This window comes from Pseudoalteromonas sp., assembly GCF_036960685.1.
Taxonomy (GTDB): Bacteria; Pseudomonadota; Gammaproteobacteria; order Enterobacterales; family Alteromonadaceae; genus Pseudoalteromonas.
Genome location: NZ_JBALXK010000028.1, coordinates 13,708 through 28,395, shown reverse-complemented (window position 1 = coordinate 28,395; position 14,688 = coordinate 13,708). Strand labels below are relative to the sequence as shown.

Here is a 14,688-nt window from a genome sequence, read left to right as displayed (position 1 = left end):
AACATTTTATGACAACCCATAAACTTTCACTACTTACCCTCGCCTGTTTAACGTCTTATAGCACTTTAGCTGCAGAGCAATCAGATATAGAACGTATCTCCGTTTATCAAAAGCAAAACTCTGTGGTACTTAACTCTGGTTTAGCCACTAAATCTGATATGTCGTTAATGGAAACACCTGCACCAATCGTGGTGGTTGACCAAGAACTGATAAATTCCCAAGGTGTAGATAACTTACAAGATTTAGCCCGTAACATTAGTGGCGTAACGCAAGCCGGAAATAACTATGGTATAGGTGATAACTTAGTGATCCGTGGCCTAGGCGCAAACTACACCTACGATGGTATGTACGGTGGTGCAGGTTTAGGCAACACCTTTAACCCGACTCGCTCATTAACCAACGTTGAAGCAGTAGAAGTACTAAAAGGTCCTGCAACCGGTTTATATGGCATGGGCAGCGCCGGTGGTGTGATAAACCTAATTGAAAAGAAACCAGAGTTTGAAGCTAAGCACACAGTTCAAGCTGAAGTAGGCCAATGGAACACTTACTCGCTATCGTTTGATAGTACTGACGCGATCACAGATAACCTTGCATACAGAGTGAATGCAAAAACCGCACGCAGTGACGGCTATCGTGATTTAAAAGATGACCGTGATGAGATCTACGGCGCATTAAAATATGTAGTTAGTGACCGCCAAAATATTATGATCTCAGCCGCTTATATTAAAGATGCCATTGCAGTTGATTCAATTGGCCACCCTATCCGTATTTATAATGCGCAGTCGGTAAATGGTAAAACCGCCGGCCAAGCGACTGCGGATGATTTAGTTAACGATCCAACCTCTGCAGGGCTGCAATTATCTGATGCACAGCGTGAACAACTGGCTAATTCACTTGCCGCTAACGATGGTTTAACGCCGTATAAATTTGGTCATCGCGGTATTATATCTCCGATGGCAAAAGATAATGAAGGTGAAGAGCTACGCTTTAAACTCACTCATAATTATTATTTAACGGATGATCTATTTTTAAATCAACAATTACAGTACCGTAATTATGAATCAAGCTTTGCCAGACAAACAGGTGCCTATAATTATGTGTATTGGCAACGCAACGGTGTGATCAATGCCGATCCTCGTGCACCATTGGTGGTTGATGATGTACTTTATCCATTTGCAGCACGGCGCCAAGAATATCGCCAAGTAGAGGCTGATGAAAAGTCATGGCAATACTTTGCAGATTTACGCTATGACTTTAGTTTAGGTGATATTGATAACGAATTCTTAGTCAATGCAAACTACGAAGACCGTGATATCCGTTTTACGCAATACTCTATTTGGGATAAAGACTACACCTTAAAAGATAAAAATGGCGATGTAACTTATCAAGGCTCTTTACCTTATATTTTAGATATCCGTAACCCCAATTGGAGTGATGGCCAGTTTAATGATTACGATCCGCTAAAAACCAGTAATTACAGTAAAAAAGTGCAAGCATGGGGCTTAGGGCTGCAACATGTTGCTTATATCAATGACACCTTCACAACTCGTATTGGTGTGGCATACAACGAAATTACTCAAAAATATGAACATTTAGGTGTTGATGCCCGTTACCGCGCCAGTGCAGCTGCTGCAACCCCAGAAGCTAGCACTTCAGATAACGGCTTAACCTATAACTTAGGCGCGACGTATAAACCAAGCGATGATGTTTCTATTTTCATTAATCATTCAAAAGGCCGCACTGCGTATAGCGTTTTAGGCTCTGTGGCAGGTAATGAAGCCGACCGTGAAGATGCTGAGTCACTGAGTACTGATTTAGGTATTAGAATGAAAGGCTTTGACGATCAGCTACTCGCCTCACTAGTCGTATTCGATACCGCGCGAACTAACTTAGAGTATGCAAACCCAGCGTTTGATGACACGAAACCTGATCCATCAATTCCTGAAAGCTTTTTTGATGGCGAAGAAAAAACCCGTGGTGTTGAGCTTGATTTAAATGCCTATTTAAATGAGCAATGGAAAGTGAATATCAATGGTGTTTATCAAGATGCACGTGAGCAGAAAAATCCAAATGTGAGCTCATTTGCTGCACGTCAAAAAGGTGTACCTTATGTAACAGCAAGCACATGGTTAACATACAGTGCTCAGTGGTTTGAACTAGCTCAGCCGCTAAAATTAAGTGCCGGTGTTAAGTATGTTGATGATCGCAGTACTAACTCGTCATCATTCGGCATCCCTGATGGTTATGTGCCAAGTTATACCATTTATGATGCAGCACTGAGTTACAACACCGATAAATGGGGCTTACAGCTAAACTTAAACAACCTGTTTAATAAAGTGTATTATTCAAAAGCGATGTTTTTAGGCGGCATGCCAGGCGAAGAACGCAATGCTAAATTAACGTTGAGTTATAAACTGTAAGCTAGCATAAGTATATTTTTAAAGCGCACAACGTGTGCGCTTTACACCCTTGCTTATTAAATAGTCACTACAATCCGGCCATTAATTTCACCTTTGAGCATATCGTCAAAAATGTCATTAATATCCTCAAGGCGTTTCTCTTCAATAATCGCTTTAACTTTGCCTTGGGCTGCAAACTCTAAGCACTCTTGTAAGTCTTTGCGAGTGCCAACAATTGATCCCACTACTGACACGCCATTTAGCACAGTATCAAAAATCGGCAATGGCATTTCCTCCGGAGGTAAACCCACTAATACACACTTGCCACCACGGCGAACACTTTTATAGGCTTGTTCAAACCCCGCTTTTGACACTGCAGTACAGACTACGGCATGCGCTCCGCCTACTTGCTCAAAAATAGCCTCACTCGGCACGCATTCTTTAAAATCGAGCGTGATATCAGCGCCTAGCTGTTTTGCTAAAGCAAGTTTCTCTTTGCCTGTATCTACGGCAATTACATTTAATCCCATCGCTTTTGCATACTGTACAGCAAGGTGACCCAAGCCACCTACCCCAACAATGGCAGCCCATTGCCCAGGTTTTGCGCCTGATACTTTTAATGCTTTATAAGTTGTAACACCTGCGCAAAATAGCGGCGCAGCTTCTGCAAAACCTAACCCCTCGGGAATCTTAACCACGTAATCACCATGCGCTAAGCAATATTCAGCATAACCACCATCAATTGAATAACCGGTGTTATGTTGCGATAAACACAAGGTTTCTTTGCCATCTAAACAAAATTCACAATGCCCACAGGCACTATATAGCCACGGGATACCAACACGATCACCAACTTGTAAATGAGTAATATTGCTACCGAGTTGCTCGATTACACCCACGCCCTCATGACCTGGCACTAATGGCATCTTTGGTTTTACCGGCCAATCACCATGACAGGCATGTAAATCCGTGTGGCACACACCACATGCGGCTATTTTTACTAATACATCATTTGTCCCCACTGCAGGGATGGGTAAATCAGTAATTTCTAAACGGCCTTTGTATTGGGTATTAATTGCAGCTTTCATATTCATTCCTTCGTTAGTGAGAGAGTCAGTAAAATAACGGCTAATATTTGTCATGCTTTCAACTACAACTTAACTGAATCTTTCTGCGCAAATATTAATCTAAATCAAACTTTGCTCGAATAGTTTTCCTACTTAACTCGGTGATAAACGCTAAAGGATTGCTTAGCACTTGCTATCGCGTTCCAGCGTGCTAGCATAGCTTTCATTATTTATTGAAACTTGAGCAGCAATGACATTATCAGATAAGAATTTTGCTTTTGTAATGCACTGTGGTGAGATGGGTAGCCGTTGGGGCTTTAACCGCACCATAGGGCAAATGTGTGGGCTATTGATCATCACTAAAGAGCCTATGACAGCAAACGAAATAGCCGATGCCTTAAGCATCTCTCGTGGTAATGTCAGCATGGGGATCAAAGAACTGCAATCTTGGCGTTTGATAAAAGTGCATCATATTCCTGGTGACCGTAAAGAATATTACGCCCCAGCCGGTACTATTTGGGATATGGCCAACCGCGTATTTGAAGAGCGCAAAAAACGTGAAATAGACCCGACCTTAAGTCTACTCAGAGATAACCTGCTAGAGCCTGCAAACAATGACGATGAAAAGTTTGCTCAACAGCAAATGCATGAAATTCACGACCTGCTCGAAACAGTCACAAAATGGTCATCAGAGCTACAGCGCTTAAGCCCAGAACAGCTACAAAGCTTAATGAAGCTGGGCTCAGGCATAGGTAAAGTACTCGACTTTAAAGATAAGATATTGAAGAAGTGAAGAGTTAGCGAGCTTTATGGTGCTAGGTTCAAGATTCAAGAAAATTTAACCACAGAGTGCCAGAGAAATGAATGATAAAGCAAAATTTACTCTGTGCAGCGCGAAGTGCCTCTGTGTGCTCAGTGGTGAATAAAAAATAAGTTGTGCCAGTAAGCTCGCAGATAAATAATTCATTTTATTGTAACTTGATAAGCAAAGGGGCAAAACAACTTGCCCCCTGATGACTAAAATTATACGTCAACACCACCTAGCACCTTGTCTAGTTGCATTTCTGTCAAAACACGATCTTGGATAGGTTGTTTAGCTGCGTTTATTTCATCTACACCCCAAACTAAACCAACAGCTGTGCGTGTTGGTCGTTTACCTTTAGGCATGTCTGCTAGCGCTAAATAAGCATCTACCACCATTTGTGGATTAGGCGCTTGATCGCTCTGCATAAATTTACCGAATTCCTCGAACATAGCGGCAGGAATGTTTGCCAATTCACCGTAGCTGCCAAGTATGTCTGTGCGTGATGGTTGTTGCCCTGATGCACTTAGACCTGTAGGGAATGGCCCTGGTTGTACGATGGCGACATCGATGCCGAATGGTGCTACTTCGTAGCGTAAACCTTGGAGGTAGCCTTCTAAAGCATGTTTTGTCGCTGCGTAAGTAGAGAAATACGGCGCTGAAATTTGGCCAACCATTGATGAGGTGTTGATGATCAGGCCAGACTTAGCTTCACGCATCGCAGGCAAAACTGCCAGAATAGTACGCATAGCGCCATAGTAGTTGGTTTCCATCTGCTCGCGAGCTTGATCAATGCTAAATGCTTCTGTAATGCCAAGATACATTACACCAGCATTGTTTAGTAACACATCAATTTTTCCCGCTTTATCTAGCACACTCGCAATAGCGATTTTGACAGAATCGTCGTTAGTAACATCCATATCAACAACCTGAATAGAATCGCTATACGCTTCTAATTCGGCTTTTACTACAGCGTTTTTGCCTTCAGGGCCGCGCATAGTAGCGAACACTAGATAGCCTTTATCAGCAAAATCTTTTACTGACTTTTGACCAAATCCACTGCTGCTACCTGTGATAACGATGCTTTTTTGTGTTTCGTTCATTATTCTTTCCTATTTGCTTTGCCTAATTAAATACCAGCCGGTACAATAAACCGTAAAGAACAGCCTGTCAAATTAAAATACCGAGTGGTACCAAATGAATTCAAATACAGTTAAGCCCGTTAGAGGGCGTCCAAAGACCTTAGATCGCGATCATGTTTTAGATGTGGCAATGGATTCTTACTGGAAAGACAATATAGGTAATTTATCCCTTAATGAAATTTGCAGAAGATCGGGTGTATCTAAACCTGGTCTTTACCGTGAATTTTCTAATGAAGATGGCTTGATGAAAGCTGTCCTGATTAGGTATCAGGAGCAAGTGTTAGAGCCTGTGCAGCAGATGCTAAATAGTGACGTTCCATTTAGAGAGGCCCTTGATAACCTTATATCGTTTGCCACTTCAGTTAATTGTCATGATGAATCTCCCAATGGCTGTCTTTTTATAAAAATGCGCGAATCACGAGTACATTTGGGAAAAGAAACACAAGCGCAAATAGATTTTCTTGAAAAGCAGGGATTAGTTTTTTTCAAGAAATGGGTAGAGCGTTCAAAGACTAAGGGAGAGTTTTCTGTGGACATGTCATCGGAATTTGTTGCTACTTATATTGACGCGCAGCTAAGCAATGCATCGACACAACTAGCTCGAGGTGTGGCCCCTGAAACGGTAAAAAAGATATTATTAGTCGCTTTTTCTGTGCTGGAATGACTACGCCAGCTAGTTCAGTTTTAAGACATTTTTTCAACAAAGGTTGAAAAGAGAACTTTCTGACTCAAATCAGCACAATAATTCGCATCAGTATGTGTATTTATTTTGGTTAGTGTCGAATTTGATATTCATAGCAAAGCTCGGCTGAACTCATAGTGCTCTAACTAAGTTCGACTGTGAGCAATACCCGACTATTGATAATAGCTAATTAAGTAGTAAAACGTTGTTTGCTCAGATATTCAAAGATATGAGCGACGCGAGAATATTGTTCCATTTAGCTTTGCTTAAAGATTTTAGAAAACTTAATGATAGTAATATCTTAGCTAATTTGTTAAAACTGTGTAAAGTATACATATGAGTGTGGTCGGAGCAGAAAGAGCCGCCCTACGCGCACTATAAAATTGTTATGAATACATGGAGTCTGGCTATGAATAATGATGAGCTAGTTGTTGAACATCCTAGAAATTTTAGTGCCAGAACTGAAGTGTTAGGAGGGACGTATTTTAAAATTGCTGAAACTGAATATTGTGAGTGTCTCAGAATAGAACAGATCAATGATGAAGAGCTTAGTGAAGAAGAAAAATCAATCTTAGATGGGAAAGCTACACAAGCAGCAATAAAAGCAATCGTATTTTCAGCAATGTGTGTAGAAGCTTCAATTAATAATTATGCAGGCGCACAACTTGGGGATAGTTACTTTAATAAACACTTAGCAAGTTTAGATGTCATTTCAAAGTGGGTTGTGATTCCAAAATTAGTTTGTGGAAAATCTATTGATAAATCCTGTGCCGCATTTGACTCCCTTAAACAGTTGATAAAAGCGAGAAATAGTTTAGTTCATAATAAATCTTATGAAATGAACATCTCTGACCCTGTCTCTTTTATGGAAAAAATTAATAAACGAAAACAAAATTTTGAAGACGATTTTAGTAATTCATTAAGAGCTTTGTATTTATTGAGTATGGAAATGGATTATGTAACAGGTCAAAGACATAACCCTCTCATGACATTCAATAAAAAATTTAGGCCCTTTATTGAAATACCTGAATTGGCTAAACCTTTATTCAATGCATGTAAAGACACTGTAATCAAAAAGTATTCATAATCGGGTAGCCGGAGCTCTCCTCCAGCCCCCACACCACCCATCATGCGCTTTTTATTAATAGGAAGTGCAATGGGCGGTTCATCTCCCGTAATGAATATTGATCCAAATATCCCTCAATGACACTAAACCTTGTGAAGCTAAGTAGTTATTGCCTAGTGTAAAACAAAGGGGTCAAATCTTGTCTTCAGACATCAAAGTTTTTTAACCCTGTGCTTATGACACAAAGCAGTCTATTTTCTACCCTGTTACTTATAAATTTTAATGTCTACTCTTAAGCGCAGCGTCTCTTGCCCTCTTTGTGAATAAATGACTTAAGGGTTTTCAACATAATAAAAAAGAGCTAAGAAAGCTTTGTTAATACAGAGCCTACATGCGGACTGACAGGGTATTTACTCATTGGGTTTCGTTGCACTCTATCAAACCTACGAAGCCAAGTTTGACACCTTTCTTACAACTTAAAGCTTATCACTCCTAGCTAACTTATATATTCTTTACAAAGCAAAGCGCGAGATAAACTCACGCTTACAGCAATCTCCCCTAGCGCCTAGTACCTAGAACCTAGTCACCTAATTACTGACTAAATCGCTGGATAACCAATGCGGTCTGATAAGTAACCAACGCTGGTGGCGAAGTAATATGAACGGTTCCAGTGCATCAGTGCTTTGTAGTTGTCATACGCTAAATACATACGACCGCCCATGTCATCTGGCATAACTAAGGCTGCGGTGACGTCAACCGATGGTAAATCAGTGCCGTCCATTTTACGAAGGCCAAGTGCCTGCCAATCAGCTAATGAACGCTCTGATTTAGCCCAATACTCAAGCCACTGAGTGCGTGTTTTTGTGCCACGTTGTAAAACATAACTTTGATCAAAACCATCTGGTAGTTGCACTTGGCGACCCCATGTAAGGTCGTCATTCCAACCCGCTTGTTTTAAATAATTAGCAATTGATGCAAAGGCATCAGCTTGAGTGGTCCAAATGTCTTTGCGGCCATCTTTGTCGTAATCAACCGCGTAAGCATTGAACGACGTAGGCATAAATTGCGTTTGCCCCATTGCGCCGGCCCATGAGCCTTTGAATTTATCTAAGCTGATATGCCCTTCTTTAAGGATATCCAATGCCGCCCATAATTGGTTTTTGTACATGGTTTCACGGCGGCCATCAAACGCTAACGTTACTACTGATGAAATTACATTGTGACCACCTTGGATTTTACCAAAGTTACTTTCAAGGCCCCATAAAGCAACAATAAAACGTGCTTGTACGCCAAACTCAGCTGCTACTTGCTCTAAGATCTCTTTATTTTCAGCGTATAATTTACGTGCACGGTCAATTTTCCATTGCGGCACACGTTTAGGTAAATAAGTTTCTAAGGTTTCTTTTACTTCAGGTTGATTTTTATCTGCTGAAATCACTTTTTCTTTAAAGTGCGCAGTGGCAAAGGCATCTTCAATTAATTGGCTATCATAGCCTTTTTGCGCAGCTTCTTGTTTTAAACCTGCTACATATTCATCAAACTGTGCTTGAGTCTTGGCCAGTGCCGATGTACTAATACAGGCACTGCATAAAATAGCAGCCAATTTTGTCATTATATGTTTAGTCACTTTCAACTCCATTTTGTTTTCTATGCTCAGCTAATAAGTTTGCTTGCGGTGGTGGTATTTGCAAGTAAAACCCATTATCAGTTAACGCTTGCTTAACTTGCTCTAAATCAGCCACACCTAACTGCACACGTTTAGCCAAATTTATTAGCATCACATACTGTGGTTTACCAAACATAGCCATTAAAGGCTCCGGAACCTTACTAAAATCATCTCTTTTTTCTACAAAAAGGAAGGTATCCGCTTTTTTCGTACTTTTATATACCGCAGTCAGCATTTTGACCCTTTAAAATCTTGCTTAACAGTGCTGCACACTATAACATGAGACTTATAATAAGTTAGAAAAATTAGATTGGAAATTTCAATTAAGGCCTTATTCAGCCTGTGTTTATCTAAAATTGATTTCTGATCATACAATTCAATTGAGCGTGTATGTCGGACCAAACTTTTGAGCTTAAAGGGAATCTTTTTACGTTATCAGTTTTACATCTTTATAGTACTGATATTAACCTTTTAGCAGAACAACTCTATACAAAAATAGCCCAAGCCCCTCGTTTTTTTGAGGGTGCACCTATTGTTGTAAATTTAATCGAGATAAAAAATAGTCTTGTTGATTTTGTACATTTAAAATCATTAATAGAACGAATGAGCTTTAATGCTGTGGGTGTATGTAACGGCTCTGATGAGCAACATGCACAAGCTAAAGCTGCCGGGCTTTCTGTTTTAAATTATTCACAAGACGTTAAGAGTGAACAGGTTAAACAACAAAGTAATACATCTATTGTTGAGAAAACTGTTTATTTACCCGCGCAGGTCATTAATGGCACTGTTCGCTCTGGTCAGCAAGTATATGCTAAAGACCGTGACTTAATTGTTTTTGGTGCAGTAAGTCATGGTGCAGAAGTGATTGCTGACGGTAATGTACATATTTATGGCACATTACGCGGCCGTGCAATTGCAGGCGCTCAAGGTTATAACGAAGCCCGTATTTTTTGCCAAAAATTAGAAGCAGAACTTGTTTCTATTAATGGCAATTACTGGATAAGCGACTCCCTGCAAGGCGAGTTCTGGGGCAACGCTGCACAAATCCAACAAAAAAATGAATCATTAGAAATTTCAGCTTTGGTTAAAGGATAAATCTTATGGCAAAAGTAATTGTCGTTACGTCAGGTAAAGGTGGTGTAGGCAAAACTACATCAAGTGCTGCTATTGGCACAGGTTTAGCTCTAAAAGGCTATAAAACAGTCATTATTGACTTTGATATTGGGCTACGTAACCTTGATTTAATCATGGGTTGTGAGCGCCGTGTTGTTTATGATTTTGTTAACGTTATCAATGGCGAAGCAAACCTTAATCAAGCACTTATCAAAGACAAGCGTGTTGAAAAGTTATTTTTACTTCCAGCTTCACAAACCCGTGATAAAGATGCACTAACCCGTGAAGGTGTAGAACGTGTATTAAACGAGTTGAAAAAAGACTTTGATTACATTGTATGTGATTCTCCGGCAGGTATTGAAGCTGGCGCGATGATGGCTATGTACTTTGCTGATGAAGCAATTGTAACGACCAATCCTGAAGTCTCTTCAGTACGCGATTCAGACCGCATTTTAGGTATTTTGCATAGCAAATCTAAACGCGCTGAAGAAGGCCTTGAAAATATTAAAGAGCATTTATTACTGACCCGTTATAACCCAGACCGTGTGTCTCGAGGTGAAATGCTATCAGTGGAAGATGTACAAGATATTCTTTCTATTCCTTTACTTGGGGTTATTCCAGAATCACAAGCGGTTTTAAGCGCATCAAACTCAGGTCAACCTGTTATTCTTGATACTGAATCTGATGCAGGCCAAGCCTATGCAGATGCGATTAATCGTTTATTAGGCGAAACTGTTGATTTTCGCTTCTTGGATGTAGAGAAGAAAGGTTTATTCAAACGGATATTTGGAGGTTAACGTGTCACTACTTGACTACTTCCGCTCAGAAAAGAAAAACACAGCGTCATTAGCAAAAGAGCGATTGCAGATCATTGTTGCGCATGAGCGCTCGCAGCGTGGTACGCCAGATTATTTACCACAATTAAAGCAAGATATACTTGATGTTATTCGTAAATACGTAAACATCAACACTGATGCTGTGCAAGTTCAATTCGATCAAAACGAAGATGACTTAGCGGTATTAGAACTCAACGTCACCTTACCTGACGAAGAGAAAAAATCACAATAAATTGGGCGCTTTTAAGCGCCCTTTTTTATTTTGCACACTCGATTAGCGTGTAACAATCGCCTTAAAACTGCCATAAATAAGGCGCTTACCGTCAAATGGTAAAGGGTTTTGTTGTAAATCGCAGATTGGATCTTGCATAAACTTAGCCATGCCTTCATCTCTGGCGGCTTTTGATTGCCATTTAACCCACGAAAACACCACGGTCTCATTGTCTGCACATTTTACGGCTTGTAGAAATGACGTCTGTTTTCCATCAGGAACGTCATCCCCCCAGGCTTCAATTACTTCAATTGCACCGCATTGTTTAAACACTTCTGCCGCTTTATCAGCATGCTCTGCATATTCAGCTTGTCTATGTGTAGGAACTGCACAGACAAATCCGTCAATATAACTCATCGTTGTTCTCCTTCATTAACTTACCCACAGTGTTAGTAACCAAGATTATCAGTTGCTTGCAGCTCTCTAACCGGCCTTATTTCTATACTGCCATAGCGGGCGGGAGGTATTTTACTGGCAACTTGTATCGCTTCGTTTAGGTCTTTTACATCTAATAAGTAAAAACCTGCGAGCTGCTCTTTTGTTTCAGCAAACGGGCCATCGGTTATTTCTACTTGGCCACTGCGAACTCGTAATGTGGTTGCAATTGTGGTTGGCTGTAACGCCTCCCCTCCCAGCATATAATTTCGTTCACGCAAAGCGTCACCACAAGCAATGCATTCTTGATTTAATTCGTCCCATTGCTGTTGCGATAAAGTTTGCATTGTTGCTTCATCATAATAAACCAATGCCACATATTTCATATCATCACCTGCTTATTTTATAATTTCAATTAGTTACTATCTGGCGAAGGTAACATTAGCATCCAACCAATACCGAATTTATCCGTTACTTGACCATACAAAGGTGACCAAAAAGTCTGCTCTAATGGCATTCTTACTTGGCCGCCATCAGCTAAGGCGGCAAATGCACTGCGCAAGGTCTGCTCCGAATCAATTGTTAGAGTTAAATTAAAGCCAGAATAATTAACCCCATCATCTTGGGTATCGCTACAGCCGTCAGTTGCTAAAACTTTCATACCCGCAACTGTAAATTCGCTATGCATTATCTTATCGTCAAAATTAGCGGGAATGGCTCCTTCAGGAATAGGCTCTGGGCTATCACTGAAGCGAAACATCATATCTATTTTTGCATTTAGGTGAGTTTGGTAATAGGTTAATGCTTCTTCACACCGACCTGAGAAAAATAGATAACAACTCGCTTTAGCTCGTTGCATTACAATACTTTGTTGTAATTTATGCTCTTGCTCAGCAACACTGCCATCAGTGTCTACTGCTGCGAAATCAGCCATTTCATAAAAAGGTCGGATCTCAATATCTGACTCTTCATTCATCGGGTTAGGGCACTTTTTAACCCAAGCTATTGCCTCATCCATCGAGTTCACATTCCAGACCCAGTAACCAGCAATAAGCTCATTCGTCTCTGCAAAGGGTCCTTTAGTTACAATCCGCTCAGTATTACTAAAACGTACACGAACCCCTTCTTTGCTGGGTTTTAAGCCATCTCCTGAGGCCATAATACCCGCAGCAACGAGTTGTTCATTATAATCACCCATAGCACTTAACAGCGCTTTATCGGGTAATTCACCATTTTCTGAACTATTACTTGCTTTAACTATCACCATAACTTTCATTTTGCATACTCCTTGTGTTCTTACATGAATAAAAAATAGCACTTCATGTAGTAATCGAATGGCAAAACATAAAATCGACAAGTATTAAAAATTTTTTATAAATATTTTATAAGGCTGCTAATTTACGTTTTAGGATTCGCTGTTCAGGGATTTGTTTGGTAAGAGTTAAAGCATGTTCAAGTGCTACGCGCGCCTCACTTTTACGCCCAAGTTGTGCTAAAAACTCGGCATACGTTGCATAACAAAGATGGTATTTTTGCATCAGTTTTTGCTGTAATAGCTGCTCAACTAATAACACTGCGGCCTCAGGGCCATGGTGCATAGCGACGGCAACCGCACGATTGAGCTCAATAACAGGTGAAGGTGCAACTTGTAATAACAAAGAATACCAAGCCAATATTTGCCCCCAATCGGTGTTGTTTGCATCTAACGCTTGGGCATGAACAGCTGCAATTGCGGCTTGAATAGTATAATAGCCATATTCACGTTTAGCTGTGCTGCTTTGCACAAGCGCTACTCCTTCTTGGATCTGAGCTTGGTTCCATAGACTACGATCTTGTTCTGCTAACAGAATAATATCGCCCTCTTTATTAGTGCGCGCATTGCTACGTGACTCGTTAAGTAACATTAAGGCAAGTAAGCCCGTTACTTCTGTGTCGGCTAATAATGACTGCAGTAGCCGTGCTAAGCGGATCGCCTCAATGGTCAACTCAGAACGCGTGACACTTTCACCAGCAGAGGATGAATAACCTTCGTTATACACCAGATAAATAACAGATAGCACAGCCTCAACTCTGCTCTCTAGTTCTTCTTTTGAGGGGAGTTGAAAGGGAATGTTAGCGTCACGAATTTTCTGTTTACCACGCACAATACGCTGTGCCATGGTCGATACAGAGGTTAAAAATGCACTGGCAATTTCTTCCGTTGTTAAGCCACAGACCTCACGTAGCGTTAGTGCAACTTGTACTTTTATATCTATTGCAGGGTGACAACAGGTAAAAATCAAGCGCAGCTGATCATCTGAGATCAGCGTATCATCTATTTCGTTTGATAGAGCAAACTCATTAGTAACAACTGTCTGTTCAGAACAATCATTTGCTAATTGCGCCACAATTTCACTATGGCGATGTTGTCGCCGTAACTGATCAATTGCTTTAAAACGACCAGTAGAAACAAGCCAGTTCGCTGGTTTATTTGGTATACCCTCTGATTGCCACTGTGTAAGCGCCGTGCTAAAAGCATCATGAAGTGCTTCTTCTGCCAGCTGAAAGTCCCCTAATAAACGGATCAAGGTCGCGTATATGCGTCGTCCTTCATCACGATATATAGCTGCTAGCTTGTTTTTAACTGCTTCATTTGTGGCTGGTGTATTTTCTATATTCATCAATCGCCTAGCTCTTTAAGCTTAAAATTGACGCGCTGAAATTTCACAGCTAATGCCAGTGAAAAGCTACTCATTTACCCAAAACAGTAGCGCAGCAAAGCACAATTTTCAAACATAAAACACGCTAGCATAAACGGCGGAATTTATGAGATAGTGATCAAGACAGATTAGAAAGTGGGGATTAACATGCAAAATCATAAAATTTACAATATGGCGTTTGCTAAGGTTTATCCGTTATACATAAATAAGGCACAACGAAAAGGCCGGAGCAAAGCAGAAGTAGATCGTATTATTTTTTGGTTAACTGGCTATAGTGAAGAACAATTATTAACCCTGCTTGCTAACGACACTGATTTTGAAACATTTTTCAAACAAGCCCCACAACTAAACCCTGCACGTAAGCTGATCAAAGGAGTCATTTGTGGTGTACGTGTAGAAGAGATAACCCAGACCACCATGCAAGACATCCGCTATCTCGACAAACTCATAGATGAATTGGCTAAAGGTAAAACCTTGGGAAAAATTTTACGGGTTTAATTTTCACACCATTGCATATGATACTCAAACTGATCATCTCCCGTTACAACAAAACCAAGTTGCTGATATAAG

At 40.5% G+C, this 14,688-nt stretch carries 16 protein-coding genes; 8 read left to right on the top strand and 8 right to left on the bottom strand.

Features of this window, described 5'->3' with window-relative positions; all coding sequences use genetic code 11:
- Window positions 1-8 precede the first annotated feature (8 nt).
- Entirely contained in the window at window positions 9-2,420 is a 2,412-nt protein-coding gene (locus tag V7783_RS18355; RefSeq protein ID WP_335679950.1) for a TonB-dependent receptor, read from the top strand.
- Window positions 2,421-2,476: 56 nt separating this feature from the next.
- Here the strand turns inward: V7783_RS18355 and adhP are convergent, their stop codons facing one another.
- The gene (gene adhP, locus V7783_RS18350) at window positions 2,477-3,487 is read right to left on the bottom strand and encodes an alcohol dehydrogenase AdhP (protein ID WP_335679949.1); all 1,011 of its coding nucleotides are present in this window, start codon (window positions 3,485-3,487) and stop codon (window positions 2,477-2,479) included.
- 229 nt (window positions 3,488-3,716) lie between these two features.
- Here adhP and V7783_RS18345 point away from each other — a divergent pair, with 229 nt between their 5' ends.
- Entirely contained in the window at window positions 3,717-4,259 is a 543-nt protein-coding gene (locus V7783_RS18345) for a GbsR/MarR family transcriptional regulator (RefSeq protein ID WP_335679948.1), read from the top strand.
- A 230-nt stretch (window positions 4,260-4,489) separates the two neighbouring features.
- On the opposite strand, the gene V7783_RS18340 is transcribed toward V7783_RS18345, so the two are convergent.
- On the bottom strand, window positions 4,490-5,371 hold the full coding sequence (locus tag V7783_RS18340; protein WP_335679947.1) for an SDR family oxidoreductase: 882 nt from the start codon (window positions 5,369-5,371) through the stop codon (window positions 4,490-4,492).
- A 94-nt stretch (window positions 5,372-5,465) separates the two neighbouring features.
- Between V7783_RS18340 and V7783_RS18335 the strand changes: the two genes are divergently transcribed.
- Together V7783_RS18335 and V7783_RS18330 are read left to right on the top strand one after the other, a co-directional pair.
- On the top strand, window positions 5,466-6,074 hold the full coding sequence (locus V7783_RS18335; RefSeq protein ID WP_335679946.1) for a TetR/AcrR family transcriptional regulator: 609 nt from the start codon (window positions 5,466-5,468) through the stop codon (window positions 6,072-6,074).
- A 427-nt stretch (window positions 6,075-6,501) separates the two neighbouring features.
- A complete protein-coding gene (locus V7783_RS18330) occupies window positions 6,502-7,179 on the top strand; it encodes a hypothetical protein (protein ID WP_335679945.1) in 678 nt (225 codons plus the stop codon).
- A 577-nt stretch (window positions 7,180-7,756) separates the two neighbouring features.
- Here V7783_RS18330 and V7783_RS18325 read toward each other — a convergent pair.
- Together V7783_RS18325 and V7783_RS18320 are read right to left on the bottom strand one after the other, a co-directional pair.
- Window positions 7,757-8,773 carry a lytic murein transglycosylase gene (locus V7783_RS18325; protein ID WP_335679967.1) on the bottom strand — a complete coding sequence of 339 codons (1,017 nt, stop codon included), beginning with the start codon at window positions 8,771-8,773 and terminating at the stop codon, window positions 7,757-7,759.
- 4 nt (window positions 8,774-8,777) lie between these two features.
- The gene (locus tag V7783_RS18320) at window positions 8,778-9,059 is read right to left on the bottom strand and encodes a YcgL domain-containing protein (protein ID WP_335679944.1); all 282 of its coding nucleotides are present in this window, start codon (window positions 9,057-9,059) and stop codon (window positions 8,778-8,780) included.
- Between the two features lie 155 nt (window positions 9,060-9,214).
- Here V7783_RS18320 and minC point away from each other — a divergent pair, with 155 nt between their 5' ends.
- Genes minC through minE form a run of 3 tightly spaced genes read left to right on the top strand, consistent with a single transcriptional unit; the run spans window position 9,215 to window position 11,005 of the window.
- Window positions 9,215-9,919 carry a septum site-determining protein MinC gene (gene minC / locus V7783_RS18315; protein ID WP_335679943.1) on the top strand — a complete coding sequence of 235 codons (705 nt, stop codon included), beginning with the start codon at window positions 9,215-9,217 and terminating at the stop codon, window positions 9,917-9,919.
- A gap of 5 nt (window positions 9,920-9,924) precedes the next feature.
- The gene (minD, locus tag V7783_RS18310) at window positions 9,925-10,734 is read left to right on the top strand and encodes a septum site-determining protein MinD (RefSeq protein ID WP_064664930.1); all 810 of its coding nucleotides are present in this window, start codon (window positions 9,925-9,927) and stop codon (window positions 10,732-10,734) included.
- 1 nt (window position 10,735) lies between these two features.
- Window positions 10,736-11,005 carry a cell division topological specificity factor MinE gene (gene minE, locus V7783_RS18305; protein WP_335679942.1) on the top strand — a complete coding sequence of 90 codons (270 nt, stop codon included), beginning with the start codon at window positions 10,736-10,738 and terminating at the stop codon, window positions 11,003-11,005.
- A gap of 42 nt (window positions 11,006-11,047) precedes the next feature.
- On the opposite strand, the gene V7783_RS18300 is transcribed toward minE, so the two are convergent.
- The 4 genes from V7783_RS18300 to V7783_RS18285 form a co-directional block, all read right to left on the bottom strand.
- The gene (locus tag V7783_RS18300; protein ID WP_335679941.1) at window positions 11,048-11,401 is read right to left on the bottom strand and encodes a DUF1428 domain-containing protein; all 354 of its coding nucleotides are present in this window, start codon (window positions 11,399-11,401) and stop codon (window positions 11,048-11,050) included.
- A gap of 32 nt (window positions 11,402-11,433) precedes the next feature.
- On the bottom strand, window positions 11,434-11,805 hold the full coding sequence (locus tag V7783_RS18295) for a YciI family protein (protein ID WP_335679940.1): 372 nt from the start codon (window positions 11,803-11,805) through the stop codon (window positions 11,434-11,436).
- 29 nt (window positions 11,806-11,834) lie between these two features.
- A complete protein-coding gene (locus tag V7783_RS18290) occupies window positions 11,835-12,695 on the bottom strand; it encodes a YciI family protein (RefSeq protein WP_335679939.1) in 861 nt (286 codons plus the stop codon).
- A gap of 106 nt (window positions 12,696-12,801) precedes the next feature.
- Complete coding sequence (locus tag V7783_RS18285; RefSeq protein WP_335679938.1) at window positions 12,802-14,079, bottom strand: RNA polymerase sigma factor; 1,278 nt, start codon at window positions 14,077-14,079, stop codon at window positions 12,802-12,804.
- Between the two features lie 186 nt (window positions 14,080-14,265).
- Between V7783_RS18285 and V7783_RS18280 the strand changes: the two genes are divergently transcribed.
- Window positions 14,266-14,616, top strand: coding sequence for a DUF2200 domain-containing protein (locus V7783_RS18280; protein ID WP_335679937.1), 351 nt, complete (start codon window positions 14,266-14,268; stop codon window positions 14,614-14,616).
- The last annotated feature ends 72 nt before the right edge of the window (window positions 14,617-14,688 follow it).